This is a genomic window from Nostoc sp. (genome assembly GCF_036917465.1).
Classification (GTDB): Bacteria; Cyanobacteriota; Cyanobacteriia; order Cyanobacteriales; family Nostocaceae; genus Nostoc.
In genome coordinates this window covers 1-25,166 of the sequence record NZ_JBALDL010000031.1, presented here as the reverse complement: position 1 = coordinate 25,166, position 25,166 = coordinate 1, and the positions used below count along the sequence as shown (strand labels likewise).

The following is a 25,166-nucleotide window of genomic DNA, read 5'->3' as shown; positions in this document are numbered from 1 at the left end:
TTACACCCAGCTTGAGAGGATGAACGCATCTATAATTAGCGATCGCTCCACCAGCGCCAAGTGCGATCGCACTCCTGTATCTGAACGATTAATCATTTTACTAATTTGTAGAACTGCTAAAAGATAGTGCAGATGCTTCTACCAAATGCGGATGGTGGTGTTGCCAAAAACTCAAAATCTCTTCACCAACCTGTTGAGGATAGAAGTAGTGAAAAAAATGATACCCTTCTGGGCATTCCCACAGCTTATCTTCTGGCTTCAACCAATTCAACCAGTCATGCAATACAGTTGGGTTGACTACCGGATCGCTCTTGCTACCACATACCATCATTGGCATAGAAACTCCACCTTTGGCTAAATAAACTAACTTAAATAAAGAGTGTGACGAGGGAGATTGTTCTAAATCTTTATCTAAGGCGGCTACTAACTTCTTTGTGGTATGAGGTGATTGATTTCCAAAAAGACTGCGAACGGTGCTTGCTAAAACTAGCTCACGGCTGATGCTAAAAAGTTGTCGTTGAAAGTAATAGTGAGCTTGCCAATTGTTTGCAGGTTGAGCAGCTACAGCCAGCAGGGTGAGCGATCGCACTTTTTGAGGAAATCGTCGAGCAAAGGTTAAGGCGATCGCACCACTCATCCCATGTCCCGCTAAATGCACGGGGCGATCGCGGCATTCTAAAAACTCATACAGCAACTCCACAGCTTTATCTATAGAACTAGCTTCATCTTTGGTTTGCTGGTATTCCCACTGGGCGATTCTCATATACCCACATAAGTAATCGAGTAATGGTTCATCAAAACGCTTCAAAACAGGACTAGCATTTAACCACAGAACATCAAATGAATCAGACATAAATACCTATAACTTCTAAATTATCAATTTCAGCTAAAAGGACGTTAGAAACCGCATCTACACGAGTTAAAAAACCTTGATTTTCTCTTAGTCTGCGGAGGCGGACTACCCTGTGGGTTCGCCTTTGGCGTTCTCGTAGAGTAGCCGCAAAGCGTCTATATTTGTGTAGATGCGAATTCTATTCGCCCTGACTTCCTACAAACCAAATTCTGTCTTCAACTGAGCAACCCAAGTTTTAATTCGCTCGTCCGTGAGATCGGATTGACTACCTTCATCGAGTGCTAATCCAACAAATTTGCCATTTTTTAAAGCTCTAGAATTCTCAAAGTCATATCCCTCAGTTGGCCAGTAGCCAACAGTTTTACCGCCGCGCTGAGAAATTTTTTCTTCTAGAATTCCCATCGCATCCTGAAAATTATCGGCATAGCCATATTGATCTCCATCACCAAAATAGGCAACCAGCTTACCTTTAAAATCTATTTCATCCAGATCGGATAAAAAGCTTTCCCAATCGCTCTGAAGTTGACCTATATCCCAAGTGGGAGAACCAATAATCAGCAATCTATACTCATCAAAAGTGCTAGTATCCGCTTCGTAAATGGGATGTAATGTTACAATATCGCCACCAAACTCATCCCGAATTTTTTCCGCATCAGATTCAGTGTTGCCAGTTTGAGTACCGTAGAACAGACCGATTTTTTTCGACATATTTTCACCTGATATATAGTTTTGCGATCGCCAAGATACCTATTCGCCTTGTTGAAATATATTCCCAGCTTAATGAATATCTATCTCAATAAGTCTAGAGATATCCTACCAGGATTATTGACATAATTTATCATTTATTTAAGTAAACTTTTGTAACCTATTTCATAAAAAAAACTGAAAAGGTCGGCGGCGGTTCATCCCACCCCAACTTCAAGTGCTTTACGATCTCCTCACAAAAGATTCGAGATAATTACTGATTTAAAAATCAACATCGGTAAAGGAAGGTAGAGAAAATAAGTTTTGTGTGCATTTATAAAATTAATCCAAATACTAAAAGTAGTTGTAATTCCTGTTTTAAGTGTACTTAGTTTGTTATCTGCATCAAATCAAGCACTAGCTGACTATTTAACTAGTCAGGGTTCAGGAGGTAATCACCGTTATGAATTATGGTCTACTGATGATAATAATTATTACTATTTGAAAATTTGGTCATCTGAAGCTAGTTCAAACAGTGACGCATACTCCACAACTAGATCATTCACCTCTACTAGAGAAGCTTTAATTTATTTTGATTGTAAATACGCTGGTAGACATTTACCCGAATGTCAGAATATCCAATGATAATTTTGAACCCCTCTCCAAGTATTTTGGGAGAGGTAGTGATAGCCATCCTATTTGATTTGTGAAAACTCGCAGCTGTTCACATCCCCGACTTCTTTAAGAAGTCGGGGATCTAACTTTTCACGAGTAATTCAGGATTGCTATATTTTTGAGAACATAATTCGTAGTTCGTAATTAACGCTGTGTCAACTTTACTGTCAGACCTAACCCCCAACCCCTTCCCTACGAGGGAAGGGGAGCAGAAATCAAAGCCTCTCTACGTTTCGGTGAGAGGTTTTAAGAATAAGTCGCACATTGCGTTAATTAAAAATTAAATCACGAATTACGAATTACGAATTATGCTTCGGTGGGTTGATATTCTTGTTGTCTTTCCACAAAAGTCTGAACACGGGTGCGGTAGTTTCTTACAGTCTCATCTACCCATTCGCGATCGTTGCTGTTTGCATATAAATGCACCAGTGGTTCGCTAGCATCTGGTAAAACTAATAGCCAACTGTCATCATAAGGTTGACAAATTTTCACTCCATCAATTAATTCTAGATTTTGGGCTGGGTGAGTTTCCACCAAGTAACGCATCAAAGCACCCTTGGCTGTCCACGGACAACGGACTGTATAAGTTTTATGAATTACACGGGGCAATTCCGCTCGCGCCGCAGCAAGCGATCGCTCCTGTATAGTTAACATCTCAATGATCTTCGCAATGCAGAACATGGAATCAAATCCTGGATGCAGTTGTGGGAAAATAAAACCAGTTTCTCCACTACCTCCCAGCACCACATTTGGATTTTTTTGACAAGCTTCCATTAAAGCTGTAGGGTTGGCTTTGGTGCGAATCACTCTACCATCATGACGACGAGCGACTTGTTCAATAGCACTGGAAGCATGAACTGGGACTACTACTGTTCCTCTGGGGTTAGCAGTCAAAATCATGTCTACCATCAGGGCTGTTAAAGTTTCCCCACGAATTGGGTAGCCAGATTCATCAACTAAAATGAGTTGTTCTCCATTAGCTGATACTTGCACACCAAAGTTAGCTTTTAATGCTTCCACCACATGACCTAACTGAGTTAGCAGTCCTTCGCGATCGGTGATTGACATTGCTGTTTTATTGACACTGGCATTCAATACGACTGCATCAGCACCAAATTTATCCAACATTTGGGGTAAAACTGCCCCTGATACGGCATAAACATAGTCAATCACTACTTTTGCCCGACTATTACGGAGTGTATGAACATGCAAAAGTTTCTCAAAAGCAGTGCAGTAGCGATCCATCACTTGGCTGGGGTAAGACACATCGCCAATTTCATGAATTAGCGCCCGCCGCATATCTTCTTTAAAGTAAGCTCCTTCAATTTTCTTTTCCAGGGCTTTGGAGATATTAATGCCCTTAACATCCATAAATTCAATCAGAATGTAATCAGGGCGATCCGGGTGGACTCGTACATGGATACCACCAACTACCGACATTGTGGGTATAACTGTGCGGGCGATGGGGATAGCTGTAGCATCGAGGTTTTGAATATCAATACCTACTGACATTAAACCAGCAATGAGCGATCGCGTCACCATTCGAGAAATATTACGCTGGTCACGAGAAACCGTTACCTTAGAACCAGGTTTTAAGGTAGAACCGTAAGCAGATCCCAATTTCACGGCGAATTCTGGGGTGATGTCGATATTCGCTAATCCTTGCACACCACGTTGTCCAAATAAATTCCGTTGGGCGGTGTTCCCCCAAATCAAGTTAATGTTTAAAACTGCTCCTGACTCAATCTTTTTACTCGGCCAAACGCGCACACCAGGGCTAATTTGGGCTTCTTCTCCCACCGTGGAAAGCGAACCGACAACAGCAGCTTCTAATACATGGGCGCGGCGATCTACACGAGCGCCACGGGAAATTACACAGGCAGAAAGATGTGCTTCATCGCCAATAAACGCCCCATTCCAGACTATGGGACGTTTGAGATTCGCATCAGCGCCAATAGTGACATTATCTCCAATTACGGTTCCGGCCTCAATCTGCACTCTTGCCCCGATGCGGCAATTGTCACCAATCACTGCTGGGGTTTCAATCACAGCCGTCTGGTCGATGTAAGTATTTTGACCTACCCATAACTCATGAGAAACTTCTTTGTAGGCAAAATCAAGATTTACCTTCCGATCTAATGCGTCATACTGAGCCTCCCGATAAGCATCTAAGTGACCAACATCGCACCAGTAACCTTGAGCGATGTAACCGTACATTGGTTCATCTTTTGCTAGCAATAAGGGGAATAAGTCTTTGGAAAAGTCGCATTCAGTGTTTACTGGTAGATATTCTAAAACTTCTGGTTCGAGAATGTATGTACCAGTGTTGACGGTATCGGAAAAAATTTCACTACTAGAGGGCTTTTCTAAAAATCGCCTAATTCGTGCTTCCTCATCAGTAATCACCACCCCAAACTCAATTGGGTTGGGAACTCTCGTCAAAATCAAAGTAGCTTTTGACTTATTTTGTTTATGAAATGCGATCGCAGCCGTGAGGTCAAAATCTGTTATGCTATCACCGCTAATGACTAAAAAAGTTTCATCCAGAAGTTCGGCAATGTTTTTCACACAGCCTGCTGTACCCAAAGGCTGATCTTCTTCGACGGCATAAGTCATCTGAACGCCAAAATCGCTGCCATCTTGAAAATAGTCTCGCAAGACATCAGGTAGATAATGTAGTGTCGCAATAACTTCTGTAATTTGATGTCTTTTGAGGAGATTGATTATATGTTCGGCAATTGGTCGATTTAGGATCGGTACCATCGGTTTGGGCACATCGCAAGTTAAAGGGCGAAGCCGCGTTCCCGAACCCCCTGCCATCAGTACTGCACGCATAAATACTCCTTAACTGCTTGAAAACGTGTCAGATAAATTTTCTTCTTCTTTCTCTAGTCTCCTATGGATATCGATATTTGAGGAACTTCCAGAAGATGCATCTACATTGGGCATTGGGGATTGGGCATTGCGCATTGGGAAGAATGAAGAATATTGCCTAGTCCCCAGTCCCCAGTCCCCAGTCCCCAGTCCCCAGTCCCTAGGCTGTTGACTTTGGGTGTTTTGAGTCAATTTCAGAGAAAATTATTTATGCTACTTTTCTTTGTTGCAAAGCGGCTGGAACAGCCGCTTTGCAACAAAAACAGGCGACACATTTTTTGCATGAAGTCTTATAGGGTAAAGGGTTCAGAGTCAACACCCTACCCAGTCCCCAGTCCCCAGTCCCCAGTCCCCAGTCCCCAGTCCCCAGTCCCCAGTCCCCAGTCCCCTAACTCTCCTGGCAATGATAAAGTTGATATTCGTAGCCGTCCACACCTGGCAAAGACTGACTATCAGATATAACGCATGTTTTGACAGCTTCTGCTACAGGGGCGTGAAAGTTTACTAGCCACAAATCAAAAGGTCGTGGTAACTTCTTTAAAGTATTTTCTAGAGCAATAGTAGAAGTATTCGGATCTCGATCTTGATGGGCAAGGAGAAACAAAGAATTTTGGGGTGATTTGGCAAGTTTCAATTCCCTAGCTACTCCCATCATTTCCCCAGTGTGTACATAAGTTTTGTGAGTGGTGGCAATTAGTACTGGTACTGGGGATGTTTGTTGAATTAGCTGCACAAACTCGTCAGGGCGATAATATTTTTGATAGCCGAGATTACAGATTACTGTGACTGCACTAAAAAATCCCATTAACCAAATTAACATCACGGCTTTTTTACCGTTTATTCCCCATTTACCTATGGTTTTTATCCCATTTTTTTCCATCAATTTCTTGGGATAATGCCAACAAACTGCGAGGCTTGCCGCTAATAAAATAACGATCGCAGGAAAGTAAACAAAGTTATATCTAGCACCTCTAGTCAGATCAATCTCCAAAAAGTACGTAAAGATCAGGAATAAAGCGATCGCACTGGTTACAATTCCAATAAACACCTGAATCATAATCCGGTTTTCTGGGTGCTGTAGCTGAATCTTGATGCCACGCAGCAAAATTGGTACTGCCCAAATAAAGAAAGTCAACATTACTATTCCAGAAGGAATCACCACCAATAGCTGTGAAGATTCAACTGGTAAGAGCGAAATCATTGCAATCAATGTTCCTAAAGCTTGAAAAATGGGGCTTAACCAATCTAGCCCAACGCGCGAACCTCGAATCCAATCGGTTAAATTACTACGATTTCTATTCTCTAAAAAGATTGGTAGCCAAATTAAACTTGCAACAATTGTACCTGTAGCAACGGCATAGATGCGCCACCAGGTAGAAGAGAAGAAAAGCGAAAATTTTTTGCTCGTCTGCAATTGAAGCCAAGCAAGAAAAATCAAAACTACAGCTTCTGTGCAGAGAGTAAGGGTGAAGAAATAATGAGTTGCAACACCTAAAGCATTAATTCCTATCCAGAAAAGTGCTATCGAAATCGGTAAAGGTGTGCGGTTTTGAATATGACGTGTAGCAATTACTAAGCAGGTAAGAGAGGCAATTACCCATAAGGCTGCCAAACTGTAATGACGCGCTTCTTGTGATAAAAAGATACCGTAGGGTGATACTGCCATCATCGCAGCAGCCAAATGTCCCACTAATGAAGAACGAAACGCTACTTTTCCTAAGACGTAAATACACGGTATGGAAGCAGCACCAATAATCGCGGGTAGCGATCGCGCCCCAAACAGTGACACTAATCCGCCAACGCTTGGAAATAATTTCATCCACAGGTGAGCTAATACAAAATACAGTGGTGGATGAGTATCTTGTGTAACTAAGTTATGAACCACATCACCAATACTAGCTGCTGGGTTTGGTTGTAGTGGTTGTAATAGAATATCAGGTGCGATCGCTTGATCTAAGGGTACTGATAAAAAAGTATTCCCCAAGCTAAATACTAAAGTGGAAAATTCATCAGTCCAAGGAGGCTTTGCAGTCAAGTTGCTTAGGCGCAAGCTGATACCGATGATTAACCATATTAAGTTTAGAAAAAGGTGAAGCCAGGAAGGTGGTAGGCGAACCTGCAAATTATGCCAATACTTGCGTTGTAAGGCAGAGTTTGAACCTACCATTTGGAGGAAATGAGTAGCATGGGCAATAATTTTTCTGTAAGAATAAAATGCACCTTGGGAAATAACTCTCATTGCCTGGCCTCACACTTATGGATTTGTTGTAGATTTGACGTTTTAGATTTTAGTTCGTTCTAAAGTCTAAAAACAAAAATCAAAATCTCAAATCCATCATTGTGACTATTTCACATCGGTAATGCGCCAGCTAAGTTTCAAATTAATCCAGAAATTCCAGACTGTAGCAATTGCGATCGCAATAAAGTTAGCAATGTAGCGGTTAGGAATCAAGAAATTGAATACTAAATTTAATATCAGTACATTCAATATCAGTCCAGCCAGACAGATGGTGTTGAATTTCAAAAACCGCTTCAGGCGTTGCTGCCATTCTTGCTGTCTGGCGCTGACATCAGCAAATGTCCAAGCGTCATTCCAAAAGAAATTATTTAAAATGGCAATTTCACCAGCAATAATTTTGCTGCGTGTCAGTGGCCAAGCTAAGGTGGTGGGATCGCTGAGTAAATAAAGAATTGCCATATCGACAAATACCCCACTCAGCCCAACCAGCCCAAAGCGGAGGAATCGACCAACGGGGAAATTGACTTTTCTACTAAATCTTCCTACTCGCCCTGTGGAAAGCCGCAACCGCACTAGATGATGGATGTAATCTATATATTGCTTCCATGTAACCTTACTCTCACCTTCTTTGCGTTCGCAGAACACATACCCAACTTCGGCAACTTGGTCTACTTTTCCGCGCCCGATTACTTCTAAGAGAATTTTATATCCGACTGGATTGAGTGTCGCATTGGCGATCGCACTCCGGCGCACCATAAAATAACCACTCATGGGGTCAGAAACTCTGCCCAGTACTCCTGGTAATATCACCAAGCCTAACAATTGAGCGCCACGAGACAAGATACGTCTAGCAACACTCCAGCTACTAACACCGCCTCCTTCAACGTGACGGCTGGCTACCGCTAAATCTGCTCCCTGCTCAACACTACGCAACAATTGCATCAGTACTTCTGGTGGATGCTGTAAATCCCCATCAATCACCCCCAACACACTTCCTGTAGCTGCTTGCCATCCGCGAATCACCGCCGAAGACAGCCCCCGTTCCTGCTGCCGTCGCATTACTCGCAATTGAGGGTATTCTTCCGTCAAAGATTGTGCTATTTCCCAAGTTCTGTCTGGGCTATCATCGTCTACCACAATTAATTCATACTTTCCTGCAATCGATTCATCCAGTAACTGAGTCAATATACTGACCACATTTTGGATGTTGTCACGCTCTTTATAAGTAGGAATTACTAGAGAAAGATCAATAGATTCAGCACTTATACCCAGATGGTTAGGGGGTAACTCTGAAATCTTTAGTGGACCAGTTGGGACTGTTAACAGCGATTTGGATGAGTTAATCTTCATAATTTCACATTACAGAACGAGGATGTGTAAAGACCCAGGCAAATAAAGCCAAACGCTTGCTGGCCCTATTGATTGAAGTCGGTTAGTCAAAATTCGATGAACAGTTTTGTTAGAGTTAGCTGTTCTGAAAAGTTTAGTAATTCCCGCACCTCAATTCAAAATATTTTTATCAACTTCATCTAAACTTTACATTTCACCACTTGTCCTTATGGTAGTGCTTGTTTCCTTACAACATAATTTTTATACTGGCAATAGATACTGTACCATTAAGTCCACAAAGTCAGCAAATATACAGTTTATTAAAACTATGTGAAGACGTTTTAGTATTAGTAAGGCTAATGTATAAGTCTAAAATTATTACTGAAACCTAAACCTTGTTTACTCGTAATATTAGATACTATAGTGTGGGTTTTATTGCTGTTGGGGTGTTAATGTCTGTTTTACATAAATATACTGTTATTGTTCCTATTAGTCTAAGCATTGCTTTGTTGGTTAGCAGTTGCACTGAAAACAAAGTCTCCCAGTGTCAGCGACTGATTCGAGTTGTGAATGCGGGAAATTCTTTGATTGATAAGAATAAAGGAACGCAAGTGATCACGAGCATACAACTGTCTAAAGATTTAGAATTTGTGACTAAATCGATTAAGGAACTGAATTTAACAGATCCCAAGCTGAAAGAATTTCAAAGCGGTTTTGTGAAAATTTTTCAAAATCTCAGTCAATTGATCGCTAAAGCGGGTAGGGCGCTTGGTGTAACCAAGACAGCAGAAGCCTCAGCATCTGGTAGAGAAAAAATCCAAAAGGCGAGAACTGAAATTGACTCAGCACTGACAACAGCTACAACGCTTGGCAAGCAGTCGGATACGTTAGTCGAGCAAATGAATAAGTATTGTAAGTAGGTAGGCGTAATTAAATATAAGATCAAACCTCACCCTCAATCCCTCTCTTTAGTAAGGGGGGTAATTAGACTTGTGTGTACACCGTAGCCGATAACAAGGAGAGGGAAGCCGGAGGCAGGGTGAGGTTTTGTATTTAATTTTACCCACTTACTTAGCCAGCCAGAATAATCTATCTGGGGCATTGGATATTGAGGATTTATAGGGGCGCACAGCTAGCTATGCGCCCCTACGATATTAGGATGTTTTCTACTGAAATTCCCTTAGCGATCGCCCCTTAAGTACCAGTAGCTTATATCACCGTTTTTTTAAGCTGCGGTGTATACACAAGTCTTTGGTGAGGTCATTTCCGGTTAAGTCTCATAGTCCCTGAGATACCTCAAGAAAGCTTTTGCTATGCAAAACCTGCCCCTTTCCTTACTAAGGAGAGGGATTAAAGATAGGACAGGGTGGGGTTTTGAGGACTTGGGAATCGGATAACTTGTGTGTACACAGGGCGGCCTTGGCAAAAGCTCTCAGGTGCCTCTGGAACTCTAGCAGGGCAAAATGAAATTAATATAATAGTCAGGACAGGGGCAACATTGTAATTAAAAAAGTCCACTAGAAGTTATTTGCAGCGTTTTTGTTGCTCAGGCTTCGTTTCAGTGGGAGATTTTACCCCGATCATTTTCTGGCTATACTAGTGATTTAAGCTGATTGATTGATAAATTTCATCTCCCTCTATGAAAGACATAAAAACTCTAAACTTTAGACATATAACTAAGTGGGTCAAATTAAATATAAAACCTCACCCTGCCTCCGGCTTCCCTCTCCAAAGTATCGGAGAGGGATTGAGGGTGAGGTTTTATCTTATATTTAATTACGCCTACCTACTTATCAATGTGCATTTCCTTTTAAGTGACACAAAAGCCTTCTCTGTTCTTAGAGTAAATAAATTTCCTTGGGGGTAAAAAATCATCAGTCAATCACTGAAGTTAACACTAACACTACAAAGAAAATCTAGATCAATCAAACGTCTTCTGAGTTAGCACCTATGAAAGAAGAATTGATAGCCAGAGTTATACAAGTATTGCGAATTAATATGAGTTGGATGACTTGGAATTTATTTCTAGCTTTTATACCTTTAGCTTTGAGTGTGTGGCTATTTCGCATGAGGCGTGGTGGCACTTGGCTTTGGTGGCTAGGATTCTTAGTTTTCTATGCTTTTTTACCAAATGCACCATATTTGTTGACCGATGTAATTCACTTGATAGATGATATCCGCACGATTCAATCGGTGTGGATGATTACTTTGGTACTAATTCCTGTGTATTTGCTAGTAATTCTAGGTGGATTTGAAGCCTATGTAATATCGTTAATTAATTGGGGTCACTATTTACATAGGATCGGCAAGAGCCAATGGATTTGGCGCGTTGAGTTGATTACCCATTTTCTCTGCGCTGTTGGTGTCTATTGGGGGCGATTTTTACGTTTCAACAGTTGGGATTTTATTACTCAACCCGATGCCGTAATAACTAAAGGAGTAGAAGAAATTCTTGGTAAACAGCCATTAGTAATTATCGCTATCAGTTTTGTGATTCTTATCGGACTGTACTGGATTATGAAACGAGTGACTTTGGGTTTTGTTAGGCAACCCAAAAATGTATATCCTATCGAGTCACAATCAACCGATACTAACACTCCAAATGCTTGATGAGTCAAGTACTTACACCTGCTTTTGCTGCCCATCAAAACACTTCGCAAACGACGGAACCCTTGGCGAAGGGGTAGGTGTAGGCTTGTCACAACAAAAACCTAAAACCTGAACAACCAGCAACTAATTTAATTCTGAACCGCTTCTAACCAAGCCAGCAAATCAGCTAAACGTAATTAAGACTTTCATAACAACCATGATTGTGTATTGTATTTAATGAAGTTTTCGTCGTGCGGCTGCTAAAATTAGGCGTTGTTCAGCACGAGCGATCGCCTGATATGTTCGCTCCACTGCTTCCGGTTCAACAGAAATGGAAGTTATCCCCCATTCCACTAATTTATCAATGATTTCTGGATAGAGGGCTGGTGCTTGACCGCAGATTGAACAAGGTATATCGGCACTTTTAGCCATTTGGATCAGTTGAGCGATCGCACTCATCACTGCTGGATGACGTTCATTAAATACTTTTCCTAGCTGTCCTTTTTCTCGATCCACTCCTAGTAATAATTGCGTCAGGTCGTTTGTACCAATAGAAATTCCGGCTGCACCCGCTTTCACATATTCCGGCAATAAAAACAGGACACTTGGCACTTCTGCCATCATCCACAATTGAAACTGCGCTACCTGAGTTAAAAGAGCTTGCTCAACTTTGCGACGGCAAAAGACAAATTCTTCGACAGTCCGCACAAAGGGTAACAGTAGATTCACATTACTGTAGCCAGCTTGCTGTACATTCGCTAAAGCTTGTAGTTCTAACTCAAATACTGCGGGATTTCGTAAATAGCTGAAAGTGCCGCGTTCACCCAACATCAACTGCGGCGAAGATTCTAAATTATCGCTCAATGATGGTAAATCCTGCGATCGCCAATCTAAAGAACGATAAAAAATTGGTCTGGGTGCAAAACCACGAGCAAACTGCATAATCTGCTCAGACCATAGCTCTAATAATTCTGCCTGACGACCACCTAAAATCCAACGATTAGGATGTTGTCCGTCTAATATATTTAATATCATCAATTCTGAGCGCAACAATCCCACCCCATCCACAGGGAAGCTTTGCACTTCTTCTATTAAACTGGACTGACTCAAGTTAACCAGTAGTTGGGTAGCAATCATGGGTAGATGAGTAGTAACAGCAGAAGAATGGAGCGCTTTGGAGTAATTTGGGGAAAGAAAATTTTCTCCTCCCAGTTTTCCACCTTCCTGTTCTCTGCCTTTTTCCATCTCCTCCTTTGAGTCTCCTTTGATTCGATAAACTTCTCCTCTGTCGCCATCAAGCAGCAGTCGTTCGCCTGTTTGAATTAAAGTTGTAGCAAATTTTGCGTTTACGACGGCTGCGATCCTTAATTCTCTAGCAAGAATGGCAGCATGGCTAGTTAATCCACCTTGTTCTGTGATAATACCAGCAACTTGGTGTAGTAATGGTAGCCAATCAGGAGTGATTGTTGGTACTACTAAAATCACTCCCTTGGGTAGTTCTTCGGGTTTCTGTTGCGAATTAGTAATTACCAGGGCAGTCGCTACAACACGTCCCCCTGCTGCTCCTAGTCCTCTGATGAAGTGTCTGTGGGGAATTACGGATTGGGAAGAACTAACTTGTGTAATGTAGAGCTTGTTAGATGTGGTTTGTTGAGCAATAGTCCATTTAATGGTAAAAGTTTTACCTAGTTCACTTACTAGTTGAGTTCCCAGAGCAATTATTTGTTGTAAATATTCTTCTTGTAAAGCGTACTGTTTTTGCTGGGCTTCCTGAAGTACGTAGGTAATCAGACAAGTATGATCTGGGGTTAGCGCTGAGTTAGGCGCGGGTTGTGAAAAAGCTTCAGGTGCTGCATCATCCACACCATAAGCCAGCATTTTATTGCCCAATTGTTGCTCAAGGACAACTCCAGTTTCCTGTTGAATGTAGTAGACATCTGGCTGGATTTCACCAAGAGATATCGCAATTCCTAATCCCCAAGTAGCCTCAATTTCCCAGCCAGAAGAGTTGGCTTGGAGCAAACCACTGGCGATCGCATTCTCAACAGGTTGCACCAAAACTGCTAGATTTATTTGTTGCAGATTAACTCCTGCCCGTTGCCAATATAGGAGACTTCTGGCACGAAATATCTGGCTCCAGGTGCGTTTTAATGCCCAAGCGATCGCTTCAGGTTCGCACTGGCAAAACACCGACTCTAGCAAACCCGATATATTCTTCATCCCTGGGTTAGCAATTGATACTGCTAAAGTAGGTCGAAGAATCAAACAGCCAGTTTGCCACTCTCTAGCTGCTTGGAAAATTGTATTCACCCACTGCTGTGGCATTGTCGCAGTCAAAATTTCTTGACGTAAGCGACTCGCCACCTGCTGAAGTTGTCGCCAATTAGTGACATCTAGGTGTAATGAAGAATGGGGTAAGTCAGCCACTAATGACTCTGAACTGTTGAGATTTTCGAGAAGTTGTCGTAAGATTTCCCCTGAAACGACAAAACCAGACACCACCGGATAGCCACGCTGGATAATTTTGCTCAAGTGAAACGCTTTGTCACCTACTTTAGCGCGGTCTTGTAGTTTAATTTGGTCTAGCCAGTAGAGTTTATCCACTCAATTTGTTAGTTGTCAGTTGTTTATTTGTACCCATAGCTATGCCCTCCTGGTACGTTATCTGTCGTTAATCCACTGACTCCTGAATCAGCACTTCTGAATAGCAATAGTTTCTAGCATTTTCGTTGAATTTATCGACTTTGTTAGTGGCTAATTGCTATTTACGCAATGTATTACTGGTAATTAGACTCCTTTGGAAATCAAATTTTTGCCTTCATTTTGCCTCACTTCTCTATAATCGGAGATTTAGTTCTTTTACGAAATTGTACATGGTGGTATCATATTTAATTATTGAGTGTATGGGTTAAATCTAGCAATTTAAGGTAAAATTTTATATCATTTAGTCATTTTAAATAGTCGAAAAAGTATTTAATAAATTTAAAAGCCATGTAATTTGCCCAAATTATGAGCATTGCCATAATTTCACAATGCAAACCTCAATTTATTTTCCAGAAAGTATATTACAGCACTTACCGAACTTATTAAGTACACTAATTGATTCAATTATCGTTGATCTGGGGTAAAAAATTTCGTAGTCAGGACTTCAGTCCTGATTTTCTAAGCACGCTTTGTGCTTACTACAAACTTTTCATTACTAGCTTGACAGACTACTAATAGCATCTCAAGTATCTCTCCCTCATAGTAGTAGGAAGTGCTGTATTGAAAAATAACCCTAATAATAAAATATATTAATTAGTCGGTCAAAAAGCATTCATGAATTAATAAAATCAAAATATGAGAGCAGCTATTGCAGTGCCTCATTGGATTAAACTCTATTAATACAAATATTACCAGTTAACCTAGTATATAGAATACTCTATACGAGACTAAGCATTGTCAAACACTTACTACCTTGCAACTAATGATTGGCTAAATATCAGCCTCAGACTATGCATTGCATTGGCTATTGGAGCAATTATCGGCTTAGAACGGCAAATTAGTGGCAAACCGGCCGGTTTAAGAACTCATACGCTAGTGAGTTTAGGTTCAGCTATATTTACCTTAATAATTATTCAAGCAGGAGGATTACAAACTACTCCTGATGCACTTAGCCGCGTTATTCAGGGGATTGCGACTGGTATAGGATTTCTCGGTGCAGGAGAAATTGTGCGCCAATCTTCTCAAGAATCACAGCGACTTGAAATTCACGGACTTACCTCAGCAGCAGCTATTTGGATCTCAGCTGCATTAGGTATTGCTGCTGGCTGTGGTTTGTGGCAGTTAGGATTGATTGCTACTCTGCTGACTTTTCTGATTCTCCACGTTTTTAAAAGGTTAGAAAAACATCATCAATAGTGAAACAGGTTGAAATCCCCATTACAAAACATAATTACGAATTACGAATTACGAATTATTAAAAAAAGGCTGTCTTTTATAGCGGTTCCCATTCAGATGCGGTACAAGATTAATCGCGTAGTGTAAGAGCATAGTACTGCCCATTAGTGTCAACTTGACGTGAAACCCTTGTGAATAAACGATCTTAAGTTCACTCACTTGCCGTCAAGATCCGCGTCACCCCACCCCGGCTTTGCTGACGCAAAATCTCCCCTCCCCGATATTTTGGAGAGGGGATTGAGGGGTGAGGTAAAACGCCTGTGGGATAAGTGTTTGAGCTTAAGTTGACACCTATAGGCACTGCCGTGCCTCTACGGGTGTAACTCACTCAACCGAGAACCGCTATATAACTTGTTATGCCCGTGAAAACTTTTTGCGTAGCTGTCCCAATGGCAACTCTATAAAGTGGTAAATTATATATGCTAATCCAAAAGAAATTAATAGAGCAATTCCTGCTTGAATAAATTTATTGAATTGGGGTAAATATGTGCCAACAGCAAAAATCACAGTGTAATGGACAAGGTACAGAGAGTAGGATAGCATACCCAAAAAGCGCATCCAATTTAAATTGAGTAGAGGGAATAATCCCCAATTGGGAAAGCGAATAGCGGTAACAAAGATGGGATATAATCCAATTCCTTGTATAGTATAACGAAAGGTTTGTTGGAACTCAGGTATGCGATATACAAATGAAAAAATAATCAAGATTATTCCTATAGGCAGCAAGAAATAGTTCAATATTTTTTTAGAATAATATTGTTCATCCAGCATGGGGTTATTATTAACTGCCAATGCACAACCGAATAAAATACTATCTACCCGAGTATCTGTCCCATAAAATATACGATCTGAAGATGCTCCAAAACCATAAACCAGAAGACACCGCCAGAGTAAGACCGCTAAACATAATCCCCAAAGAATTAGCATTTGTCTGTGTGGAGTTACATGCAGCTTACGTAGAGCCAGATACAGCAGTGGGAAAAGTAAGTAAAAGTGTTCTTCGACAGCTAGAGACCAATATACGCCACTGCCGGGAGTAGTTCCATTGCCATAAAAAATTGTATAGTAATTGTTATAGTGTAGACACTGAGACAAAAACCCTGATAAATGAATTTCTCCATGAATAAATCCTACGATAGTTAAGGCAGTTCCTAACAACAACACTAGGTAAAATGAGGGCCAAATACGCAGAACTCGTCTAGTATAAAATAATTTAAAATCAATAGCTTGATAGCGATCGTACTCTCGCCTGAGAATAGTTGTTATTAAATAGCCACTGAGAAAGAAAAATACTGTTACGCCAAAGCCTCCGGGAAAAAGCTCGGCAACTTTTGCATGGGATAAAAAGACAATTAGGAAAGCAACAGTTCTTATCCCATCGAGAGATGGTATGTAGAATTTTGAGTGTGCATTTGCATCAGCCGAAGTCTTTGGATTACTTCCAGGGGAAGATTTTAACGATTTTTCCAAGAATCTTTACTCCTTGATGGTGCGACAAAACAAGCTGAATACTTTGTGAGATAAATAATCCAGTAAGTTATTTGAGCATACCGCATTTATACAGGCACATTCTATTTTTTCTTAATTTTGATTATATAATACTCCAGACAAAGTTTTGACATAGCAGAAACTCAACTTAAGTAAAAATACTTATGATACTACCACTTGCAAGTTGTTTTGTCAAAATCCTAATTTTACCTGAGTTCGATATAAGAAATTAGCTTGAAAATTTGGTCTGATAAGCTTTCAGACCAAATGATATAGGCGCTTTCTTACAGCGATTATTGATAATTAAAGGTATTTGTTGAGAATAGAATATTTATTATCATTATAGGAGCCTTGTTGAAAACAAAGACCGAGTGTGTTTTTCAGTGAAAAGCCTTATAGATAAGGCTTTTGGGCATTTTTTTACGTCGAACTCAGGTAATTTTGATCAAATGGCAATAAAAAGAGATTTTTGGAGTCACCTCGAAAGGGCTAATCCTAAATCACGATCAATTTGGGATTATTTCTCCGGCTTTCACAAAAATAATTTGGGAAGACTTCAACCATTGGGAATCAAAAGAACCCAAGTGAGTAGTAGTAATTAGAGTTTGAAAGCGGTCTTGAATGGCATCAAGTAATTGATTTTGACGGGATAAATCAAGTTCTGCAAGAACATCATCAAGTAATAGCAATGGTGGCTCTTTGACGACTTCTTCAATTAATTGTAATTCTGCTAGTTTTAAGGCTAGAACTAGCGTTCGTTGTTGACCTTGAGAACCGTATTGACGAGCGGGTGTTTGGTTAATAGTTAATTCGATTTCGTCTCTATGAGGGCCGACAAGAGTAGTACCTTGGTGCATTTCAGCAACGGCTCGCTGTTGAATTTTTGCTAAGAAAGCTTGCTGCACTTCTTCTGGATGGTTATCTTCTGAAGGAATATTAGGCACGTAATTGATTTGCAAAATTTCTGTACTGCCGCTAATACTAGCGTGCCAAGCACTAGCAATAGGGGCTAATCTTTGTATAGCGCGATCGCGTCGTCTAATTACCCTAGTTCCTGTTGTAGCTAACTGTGCATCCCACACCGCTAGTTCTGAGTGCTGAGTAATGAGTTCTGAGTCTTGAGTTTTTTTCAAAAAGGCATTTCGCTGGCGTAAAACATGGTTATACTGCTGCAAAATGTGAGCATAAACAGGTTCTAGTTGAATTAAAAGTGTATCTAGCCAATTGCGGCGACCTTCGGGGCCGCCACGTACTAGGTCTAAATCCAAGCTAGAAAACTGGACTGCATTGATAACGCCAAGAAAATCCATTTGACGGCGGATAGATTCACCATTTATCGCAACGCTGCGGCGACCATTGCGGCGCAGGGTTAAAGTCAGTTCACTAACACCTGCTTGTCGCTCAAGGGTGGCATTAATTTGGGCTATGGCTTCCCCTTCTTGAACCAAATCGCGATCGCGGGTCATCCGGTGCGATCGCAATGTCGCCAGCAACTCTACCGCCTCCAACAAATTCGATTTTCCCTGAGCGTTATTACCTACCAAAATAGTTTTAGCAGCATTAAACTCAATCTTTTGGTCTTGGTAATTGCGAAATTGTCGGAGATTTAGAGTTTTCAGGTACATAGATGAGGATTGGGCATGGGGCATTGGGAATTGGGCATTGGTGGGACTTGTACTGAGCGTTCGCCTAGCCTCTCGTAGAGAAGTATTGGACATTGGAAAGGAGAAAGACAAACAAGAAGCAGGAGAGCAGAGGTACAGAGGAGAATAATTAATGCCTCATGCCCCATACTCAATGAATGCCCAATGCCCAATTCCCAATTCCCGATTTACACAGCCTTCTTGCCCATAATCCGCAAAAATATCTTCTCCGCTTCAATCCAGACAAACATTAAGGCACTGAAGCCAATACAAACTCCCAATTCTTGCATATTGAGATAGTGAGTACCAAAGAAATCTCGCAGGGGTGGGACATAAACTAGCATCAACTGCAAAATCGTGGTGACAACAACAGCCACTAGTACAAATATATTAGAGAAGGGATTCATCTCGATGGTCAGTCGGTTATTGGAGCGAATAGCGATCGCATGTCCCATTTGGGCAATACACAAGGTAGTAAATACCATCGTCTTCCAAGTCTCTGGATCTCCTTGATACCCAGCTGCATGGGTATGTTGATAAGCCCACCACATCAAAGCAATGCTGATAATGGCAAAAATGATCCCAATGCGAATCATATAAGAACCCAATCCCCTAGCGAAAATACTTTCACGGGGACTAAAAGGCGGACGTTGCATTACATCTGGTTCTGGAGGTTCCACAGCTAATGCCAAAGCTGGTAAACCGTCTGTCACCAAATTCATCCACAAAATTTGTAAGGGGGTAAGGGGAACGCCTCCCAAACCAATTAAGGGTGCAGCTGCAATTGTCAGAACTTCACCAATGTTACTGCCCAGGATGTATTTAATAAAGCGGCGGATATTGGTGTAAACAACTCTACCTTCCTTGGTTGCACTGACAATGGTGGCGAAGTTGTCATCAAGTAAGACCATATCGCTGGCTTCTTTACTGACATCAGTACCAGTAATACCCATTGCAATCCCAATATCAGCTTGTTTGAGGGCTGGGGCATCGTTAACACCATCCCCCGTCATCGCTACGAATCGACCCCGACGTTGCAATGCTTGGACAATTCGCAGTTTGTGTTCTGGGGAAACCCTAGCATAGATGCTCACCAGGTCAACATTTTGCTCTAGTTCTTGGTCACTCATTCGCTGCAATTCTTGACCTGTGAGAACACGTGCGCCTTCCTCAGCAATTCCCAAATCGGTAGCGATCGCTCGTGCGGTTAATTGGTGGTCGCCAGTAATCATCACTGGGCGAATTCCAGCTTCTCGGCATTCTTGCACGGCTGCCCTTACCTCTGGGCGTGGCGCATCTAGCATTCCCACTAATCCCAGCCATACCAATCCTTGCTCAGATGTTTCGTCTGAACCTTCTGGTGGAATTTCTGTGAGGGGTTTGTAGGCAAAACCTAACACCCGCAGACCTTTACTCGCCTTAAGGTCATTTTCTGCCAAAATGTTCTGGCGTTGTGCTTCAGTCACGGGGGCTGTGTCATCGCCCAAATGAATCTGAGTACAACGTGCCAAGATTAACTCTGGAGAGCCTTTGGTAAACATTAAGTAAGGTTCAGATTGGAGAAAACCAGCGTTCACCTTTGGTGTGCCGGAGGCATTCGCTGGATCAATGCCTCTCGAAGATGCTTCACCTGTAGCAACTCCCTCTACCTGAGTAATCACGCTCATCCGCTTGCGTTCTGAGGAAAAGGGAAACTCCCTAACTCTGGGTAATTTACTGTTCCACTGGTCTTTTTCGATTCCAGCTTTTCCCGCCAGTGTTAACAATGCCCCCTCTGTCGGATCTCCCAAAATCGCCCATTCGCCTTGTTCTTTTTGCAACACAGAGTCATTACAAATAGCACAGGCGACTGACAAGGCTGCAATTTCTGGAGAGTCCTCTAAGGAAACTTTTTGACCATCTAACTGAAAGTCTCCTGTGGGAGTATAACCTTCGCCGGTGACGCGAAAAGTTTTGTTATTGGTAAAAACCGATTGCACCACCATTTTATTTTGCGTCAGTGTACCGGTTTTATCCGAACAGATGGTGGTTACAGAACCCAAAGTTTCCACTGCTGGCAATTTGCGAATCAAGGCATTTTGGCGTACCATTCGCTGGGTTCCCAGTGCCAGAGTTACGGTAATTACAGCAGGTAAACCTTCTGGTACCACAGCAACCGCCATACTCAAGGAAACTTCCAAGAGTTCTTGGATGTTTTTAAAACCTCTGTCCTTGATGACACCACCGACGACGACGATCGCCACCAGAATTAAAGAACCCGTAACTAGGACGTTACCCAGTTGAGTCATCCGTTGCTGTAACGGCGTAGGTTCGCTTTCCACCGCTTGCAACATGGTGGCAATTTTGCCTAATTCTGTTGTCATTCCGGTGTTAGTCACCAGAACTTTGCCGCGTCCTTGGACTACTTCGGTTCCTTGAAAGACGACATTTAGGCGATCGCCTAATGATGTTTCCTCCGGCAATTTTAGTGATGCCTGTTTATTCACCGCTTCGGCTTCACCAGTCAATGCCGACTCACGTATTTGTAAATTAGACTGTTCTATCAAACGTCCATCTGCGGCTATTTGCATCCCAGCTTCTAGCAGCATTACATCCCCTGGCACTAGTTCCTTGGCTGCTATCTCCACCAGTCTAGCGTCGCGGATGACTCGCACTAAGGGAGAGGTCATTTTTTTCAAAGCTGCCAAGGCTTTTTCGGCACGGCTTTCTTGGACATAGCCTAGTATGCCATTGAGGATGACAATTGCTAAAATAGCGATCGTATCTTTAAATGGCACTTCACCTGGCTTCAAATGGCCTGACTGCAAACGCATCAGGTCTAAAAACCCAGAAATCAGGGCTACGCCAATCAGCATCAACAACATAATGTTCTTGAACTGATCCAGCAAAATTTCCCAAGTACTACGCCCAGCAGTTTCTTCAAGTTCGTTGGGGCCGTACTTTTGCAACCTCTCTTCAATTTCTTGGGGTGTTAAGCCACTGTCTGCATTACTATCGAGCAGGTCTAGCGCTTTATCAACTTCTAAACTATGCCAAACGGCGGCACCTTCAGGCAGAGAATTAGCAGACATCGTGTAGGTCACAGCAAATGGTTACAAAATTCGATCATAATTTAGTGATGGCAGGAATTGCATCTCCTAAAGTTACATTAAGGCGATCGCCCAGTTATATGAATGTATATGTAATTCTTAAGATTTGTAAATTCCTCCTAGCTTGACATAGTATTATTTCTCACGAAAGAGTTAATCGCAACATATTTTACCGATAATTTTGAGTAATAGAGCTTTAAAGCTTTGTTACAGAGGATATGCCACAATTAATTTTAGGCTGCCATTCCTTGCATTTATATCCTGTAGTCAATAGCCAGGATGCATGGCACGATTGCATTTCTCTATTTTTAATTTTGCGGAAAGTTGAGCCAGTCCTTTGTGTATTTCGCTACTCTAGTAAACTGGAGTGCCATTAGGGTTTCTTGATCTAGCAAACTTTTCCAGCCGAATTTTGAATTTGGAATTACCCAGGCGTGCTAAACCATTCAACAAATATGCTTAATATGAGTTTTGCACTTCCCACGACCGTTAGCCAGATGTTTGGGCAAAAAACAATTCGACCGCTTACTGCTGCTACCCTGTGTGGCATTACTTTCATTAAAGATAGACTTATTGCCATTGATAGTATTAAAGGGCATCTACTGGAGATCGATCCCACCTCTGACAACAGCAAAATTATCAACCCCCATCAAGTTAAAGAATTTACCGATGTGACTGGGATAGCTGTGTGGGAGGATACCCTCTGGGTGAGCCGCGAAAATAGTGTTTACTTTTGCAAACTCAATGCCTTGGGTTTAGAACATTTTGTGACATTGCCTTATCAGGCTGATGGTGTTGCTGTTTGGGAAACAACAGTTTATGTCAGTTCCCAAAGGCTCGGCTACATTCTGATTTATGACCGCGAAACCCGAAAAGAGATTACCAGATTTTATGCCCCTGGAGTTGGGATAGAGAATTTGGCAGTGACTCAGGAAATGCTCTGGATTTGCGATCGCACCGAACAATCAGTTTACGCGATGGACAGGGCCACGGGAGAGCTGCAATTTAGTGTTCTAACACCTTTTGAATGTCCAACAGGCATTGCAATCCATAAAAATGGCGAAACAGGCAAAGAAACAATCTATGTCGCTTATGCCTCAGAGGAGGCTTATATTCGGGATAATCCCAATGCCGATCCGAGTTATGAGCTAACGTTCCGCGATCGCACTTTCATTCATCCCCTGTATTATCATTACCAGCCAGATAAGCGCTACGCTCTTTCTAACGGCTATCTGATTGAAATGTCTTATGCCGAGGAAATTGCCCCTTTAGACGAGGTTTATTTACCTGATGTAGAATGGCGCATCGCTCTACCATCAGAAACTGAGCGTCAAAAGGTAAAACACGTTGAACCAATTGGTATACCCTTTACTGAAGAAGTCGTAGAAGGGCAACGCGTAGCAGTCTTCAAATTTGATTCTCTTGCTCCAGGAGAACGACATATATTTGGCTGGAAAGCACTTTTGGAAGTTCGAGGAATTAAGTATCGCATCACACCCAGAGATGTAGAAGATATACCCGAACTTTCCCCAGAATTACAAACGCGCTACTTAGTAGATGACGACGATTTATCAATGGATACTCCCATTGTTCGCCGTGGTGCTAGAGAAGCCATTGGTTCTGAAACCAATGTGTTGCGGAAAATGCACAGCATTCGTAATTACGTCTACGATCAGTTATCTTACGGTATCAAACCTTACATTGACACACCAGATATAGTTTTAGAACGGGGCGTTGGTTCCTGTGGCGAATATGTAGGCGTTTTACTTGCCCTATCTCGTTTAAATGGCATCCCCTGCCGGACTGTCGGTAGGTACAAATGCCCTGCCCATAGTGACTTACTAGGAGTGCCGCTACAACCCGACTTTAATCATGTTTGGCTGGAATTCTACGTCCCGAATATTGGTTGGTTGCCAATGGAATCAAATCCTGACGATATCGGTGAAGGTGGCCCTTATCCGACGCGCTTTTTTATGGGTTTATGCTGGTATCACATTGAAATTGGCAAAGGTATCACCTTTGAAACCGTCACAAGCAAAGGTGCGCGGTTAAGCAAAGAAGATATCCCCATCGGTGATTTGGCGATTAATCATATTCGGTTCACAATTCTTAAAGAACTGCCGCCCTTTTAAATTAGGGCATTGGGAAAAGAACCCTGAAAAAGTAGGGTGTGTTATGCCATAGGCTAACGCACCTTAATACTCTCTGCTTAACCACAATTTTCGTCTACTTCTCAACTCTTGTTCCTATTCAAGTATTCTTCAAATAATTCAAAAAATTTCTGTAGTGCCTCATTGACCTGAGTTAATTCCATATTTTTCTTGAACCCATGATTGAAAACCTTCAAATTCTCTTTCTGGCTCAGTTGGAGGTACGCCAACTTCTCTTCGAGCAAAACTATATCCTCATAAAAGCATATCTAGTCTAATAATTGAACTAGTTCCTAGATACATTCCTGGTCTTTTCTTTATAGCACCTAAAATCTCCTTGTAAATATCAAACTGAGGAAACATCAAATCCTGACGAAGCCTAAAAATGTCTTCACTTTCTTGCTTTTTTGAATTATTTTTCTGCTTTATGAACTTTTCAAATAATTCAAAAAAATTATAGAAAGCATCTTTTTCACTACTAGAACGAAACAGAATTATCTGAAGCCAAGATTGAGTTGTATTAATTTTTGCTCTTTCTTGCATCCATTCATTAAATCCTTCCATTGGGTAGCCTTCGGGAGTTAATCCTAAGTTACTTAGTTGACTTAAATACCCCCCCAACAAAGAAATCAAGGCAAGTAATTGATGGCTTATCTATGTATATAACTGGGTTATTTTTAATCTCTTGGAGAAGTCTAGAGAAATTATTCATATTGATTACTTCAATTTAATCTAGCGAATAGGGTGTGTTATGCCGTAGGCTAACACACCTTAATACTCTTTGCTTAATCACTATTTTAGTCTACTTCTGAACTCTTGTTCCTATTCAAGTATTCTTCAAACAATTCAAAAAATTTCTCTAGTGCCTCGGACTCGTCTAGAGAATAGAAAAGGATTATCTTAGACCATGACTGACCTGACTTAATTCCATATTTTTCTTCAATCCATGATTGAAAACCTTCAAATTCTCTTTCCTGGTAAGTTAGGGGTAAACCAACTTCTCTTTGAGCTAGACTATATCCTCGTAGAAGCATATCTAGCTTAGTAATGGAATTATTACCTAAGTACATTCCAGGTCTTTTCTTAATACTACCCAGAAGCTCATAGAGAGGACGTACAGAAATTCTCAAATCATTACCAGAATAGTTAAGACTTCTTCCATTCTCATCTTTTTTTGAACTCTCGTCATGTTTTAAAAACCTTTCAAACAGTTCAAAAAAACTATGGAAAGCATTTTTCTCACTACCACAGGAAAATATAAGTATCCCAGCCCATGATTGTGAAACATTAGTTTTTTCTCTTTTTTGTATCCACTCTTGAAAGCCTTCAATTCCAGAACCTTCTCTATCTAATCCCATCTCAGTTCGAGTACTTAAATACCCAATTAGGAATGAATGGAGATAAGTAATTGATGGCTTCTCTAAATACATGACTGGGTTATCTTTAATATCTTGAAGAAGTCTAATGAGATTATTCATATTGATTATCTCCACTTTGATTTAGAATAAATATCCTGATGCAGAAGTGTTGAATGTTAAGAAAAATCTGATAAAAATAACCCAAAATATGGTAGTTTTGGGCGAATGCTTAAAATATATTAGTTTGATTGTGATT

Annotated in this window: 18 protein-coding genes; 6 read left to right on the top strand and 12 right to left on the bottom strand. The window is 41.3% G+C overall.

Annotation, left to right across the window (positions count from 1 at the left end; all coding sequences use genetic code 11):
• Positions 1 to 100: 100 nt before the first annotated feature.
• Both V7K38_RS06525 and fldA read right to left on the bottom strand, forming a co-directional pair.
• Complete coding sequence (locus tag V7K38_RS06525) at positions 101 to 853, bottom strand: alpha/beta fold hydrolase (protein ID WP_334856377.1); 753 nt, start codon at positions 851 to 853, stop codon at positions 101 to 103.
• Between the two features lie 195 nt (positions 854 to 1,048).
• Entirely contained in the window at positions 1,049 to 1,561 is a 513-nt protein-coding gene (gene fldA / locus V7K38_RS06520) for a flavodoxin FldA (RefSeq protein ID WP_334856376.1), read from the bottom strand.
• A 369-nt stretch (positions 1,562 to 1,930) separates the two neighbouring features.
• Between fldA and V7K38_RS06515 the strand changes: the two genes are divergently transcribed.
• Entirely contained in the window at positions 1,931 to 2,182 is a 252-nt protein-coding gene (locus tag V7K38_RS06515) for a hypothetical protein (protein ID WP_334856375.1), read from the top strand.
• 336 nt (positions 2,183 to 2,518) lie between these two features.
• Here the strand turns inward: V7K38_RS06515 and V7K38_RS06510 are convergent, their stop codons facing one another.
• The 3 genes from V7K38_RS06510 to V7K38_RS06500 form a co-directional block, all read right to left on the bottom strand.
• Positions 2,519 to 5,047, bottom strand: coding sequence for a mannose-1-phosphate guanyltransferase (locus V7K38_RS06510; protein WP_334856374.1), 2,529 nt, complete (start codon positions 5,045 to 5,047; stop codon positions 2,519 to 2,521).
• A gap of 427 nt (positions 5,048 to 5,474) precedes the next feature.
• The gene (locus tag V7K38_RS06505) at positions 5,475 to 7,325 is read right to left on the bottom strand and encodes a glycosyltransferase family 39 protein (protein ID WP_334856372.1); all 1,851 of its coding nucleotides are present in this window, start codon (positions 7,323 to 7,325) and stop codon (positions 5,475 to 5,477) included.
• A 105-nt stretch (positions 7,326 to 7,430) separates the two neighbouring features.
• Positions 7,431 to 8,675 (bottom strand): glycosyltransferase, encoded by a 1,245-nt coding sequence (locus V7K38_RS06500; protein ID WP_334856370.1) that lies wholly within the window; start codon positions 8,673 to 8,675, stop codon positions 7,431 to 7,433.
• A gap of 431 nt (positions 8,676 to 9,106) precedes the next feature.
• Between V7K38_RS06500 and V7K38_RS06495 the strand changes: the two genes are divergently transcribed.
• A complete protein-coding gene (locus tag V7K38_RS06495; protein WP_334856369.1) occupies positions 9,107 to 9,574 on the top strand; it encodes a hypothetical protein in 468 nt (155 codons plus the stop codon).
• Positions 9,575 to 10,604: 1,030 nt separating this feature from the next.
• Entirely contained in the window at positions 10,605 to 11,264 is a 660-nt protein-coding gene (locus tag V7K38_RS06490) for a DUF1361 domain-containing protein (RefSeq protein ID WP_334856368.1), read from the top strand.
• A 213-nt stretch (positions 11,265 to 11,477) separates the two neighbouring features.
• Here V7K38_RS06490 and V7K38_RS06485 read toward each other — a convergent pair whose 3' ends face one another.
• Positions 11,478 to 13,847: a putative PEP-binding protein gene (locus V7K38_RS06485; RefSeq protein ID WP_334856366.1), complete on the bottom strand. Its 2,370-nt coding sequence runs from the start codon at positions 13,845 to 13,847 to the stop codon at positions 11,478 to 11,480.
• Positions 13,848 to 14,681: 834 nt separating this feature from the next.
• On the opposite strand from V7K38_RS06485, the gene V7K38_RS06480 reads away from it, so the two are divergent.
• Positions 14,682 to 15,143 carry an MgtC/SapB family protein gene (locus V7K38_RS06480; protein WP_334856365.1) on the top strand — a complete coding sequence of 154 codons (462 nt, stop codon included), beginning with the start codon at positions 14,682 to 14,684 and terminating at the stop codon, positions 15,141 to 15,143.
• 190 nt (positions 15,144 to 15,333) lie between these two features.
• On the opposite strand, the gene V7K38_RS06475 is transcribed toward V7K38_RS06480, so the two are convergent.
• The 4 genes from V7K38_RS06475 to V7K38_RS06460 form a co-directional block, all read right to left on the bottom strand.
• Complete coding sequence (locus V7K38_RS06475; protein ID WP_334856363.1) at positions 15,334 to 15,510, bottom strand: hypothetical protein; 177 nt, start codon at positions 15,508 to 15,510, stop codon at positions 15,334 to 15,336.
• A gap of 26 nt (positions 15,511 to 15,536) precedes the next feature.
• The gene (locus V7K38_RS06470; RefSeq protein WP_334856361.1) at positions 15,537 to 16,652 is read right to left on the bottom strand and encodes an acyltransferase family protein; all 1,116 of its coding nucleotides are present in this window, start codon (positions 16,650 to 16,652) and stop codon (positions 15,537 to 15,539) included.
• 524 nt (positions 16,653 to 17,176) lie between these two features.
• Entirely contained in the window at positions 17,177 to 18,295 is a 1,119-nt protein-coding gene (gene recF, locus V7K38_RS06465; protein WP_334856418.1) for a DNA replication/repair protein RecF, read from the bottom strand.
• Positions 18,296 to 18,501: 206 nt separating this feature from the next.
• Positions 18,502 to 21,384: a cation-translocating P-type ATPase gene (locus tag V7K38_RS06460; RefSeq protein WP_334856359.1), complete on the bottom strand. Its 2,883-nt coding sequence runs from the start codon at positions 21,382 to 21,384 to the stop codon at positions 18,502 to 18,504.
• A gap of 17 nt (positions 21,385 to 21,401) precedes the next feature.
• Here V7K38_RS06460 and V7K38_RS06455 point away from each other — a divergent pair, with 17 nt between their 5' ends.
• Both V7K38_RS06455 and V7K38_RS06450 read left to right on the top strand, forming a co-directional pair.
• Positions 21,402 to 21,530: a hypothetical protein gene (locus V7K38_RS06455; protein WP_334856357.1), complete on the top strand. Its 129-nt coding sequence runs from the start codon at positions 21,402 to 21,404 to the stop codon at positions 21,528 to 21,530.
• A 336-nt stretch (positions 21,531 to 21,866) separates the two neighbouring features.
• Positions 21,867 to 23,534, top strand: coding sequence for a transglutaminase family protein (locus V7K38_RS06450; RefSeq protein ID WP_334856355.1), 1,668 nt, complete (start codon positions 21,867 to 21,869; stop codon positions 23,532 to 23,534).
• Between the two features lie 273 nt (positions 23,535 to 23,807).
• Here V7K38_RS06450 and V7K38_RS06445 read toward each other — a convergent pair whose 3' ends face one another.
• Both V7K38_RS06445 and V7K38_RS06440 read right to left on the bottom strand, forming a co-directional pair.
• The gene (locus V7K38_RS06445) at positions 23,808 to 24,185 is read right to left on the bottom strand and encodes a hypothetical protein (protein WP_334856354.1); all 378 of its coding nucleotides are present in this window, start codon (positions 24,183 to 24,185) and stop codon (positions 23,808 to 23,810) included.
• Positions 24,186 to 24,349: 164 nt separating this feature from the next.
• Positions 24,350 to 25,030, bottom strand: coding sequence for a hypothetical protein (locus V7K38_RS06440; protein ID WP_334856352.1), 681 nt, complete (start codon positions 25,028 to 25,030; stop codon positions 24,350 to 24,352).
• Positions 25,031 to 25,166: the final 136 nt, after the last annotated feature.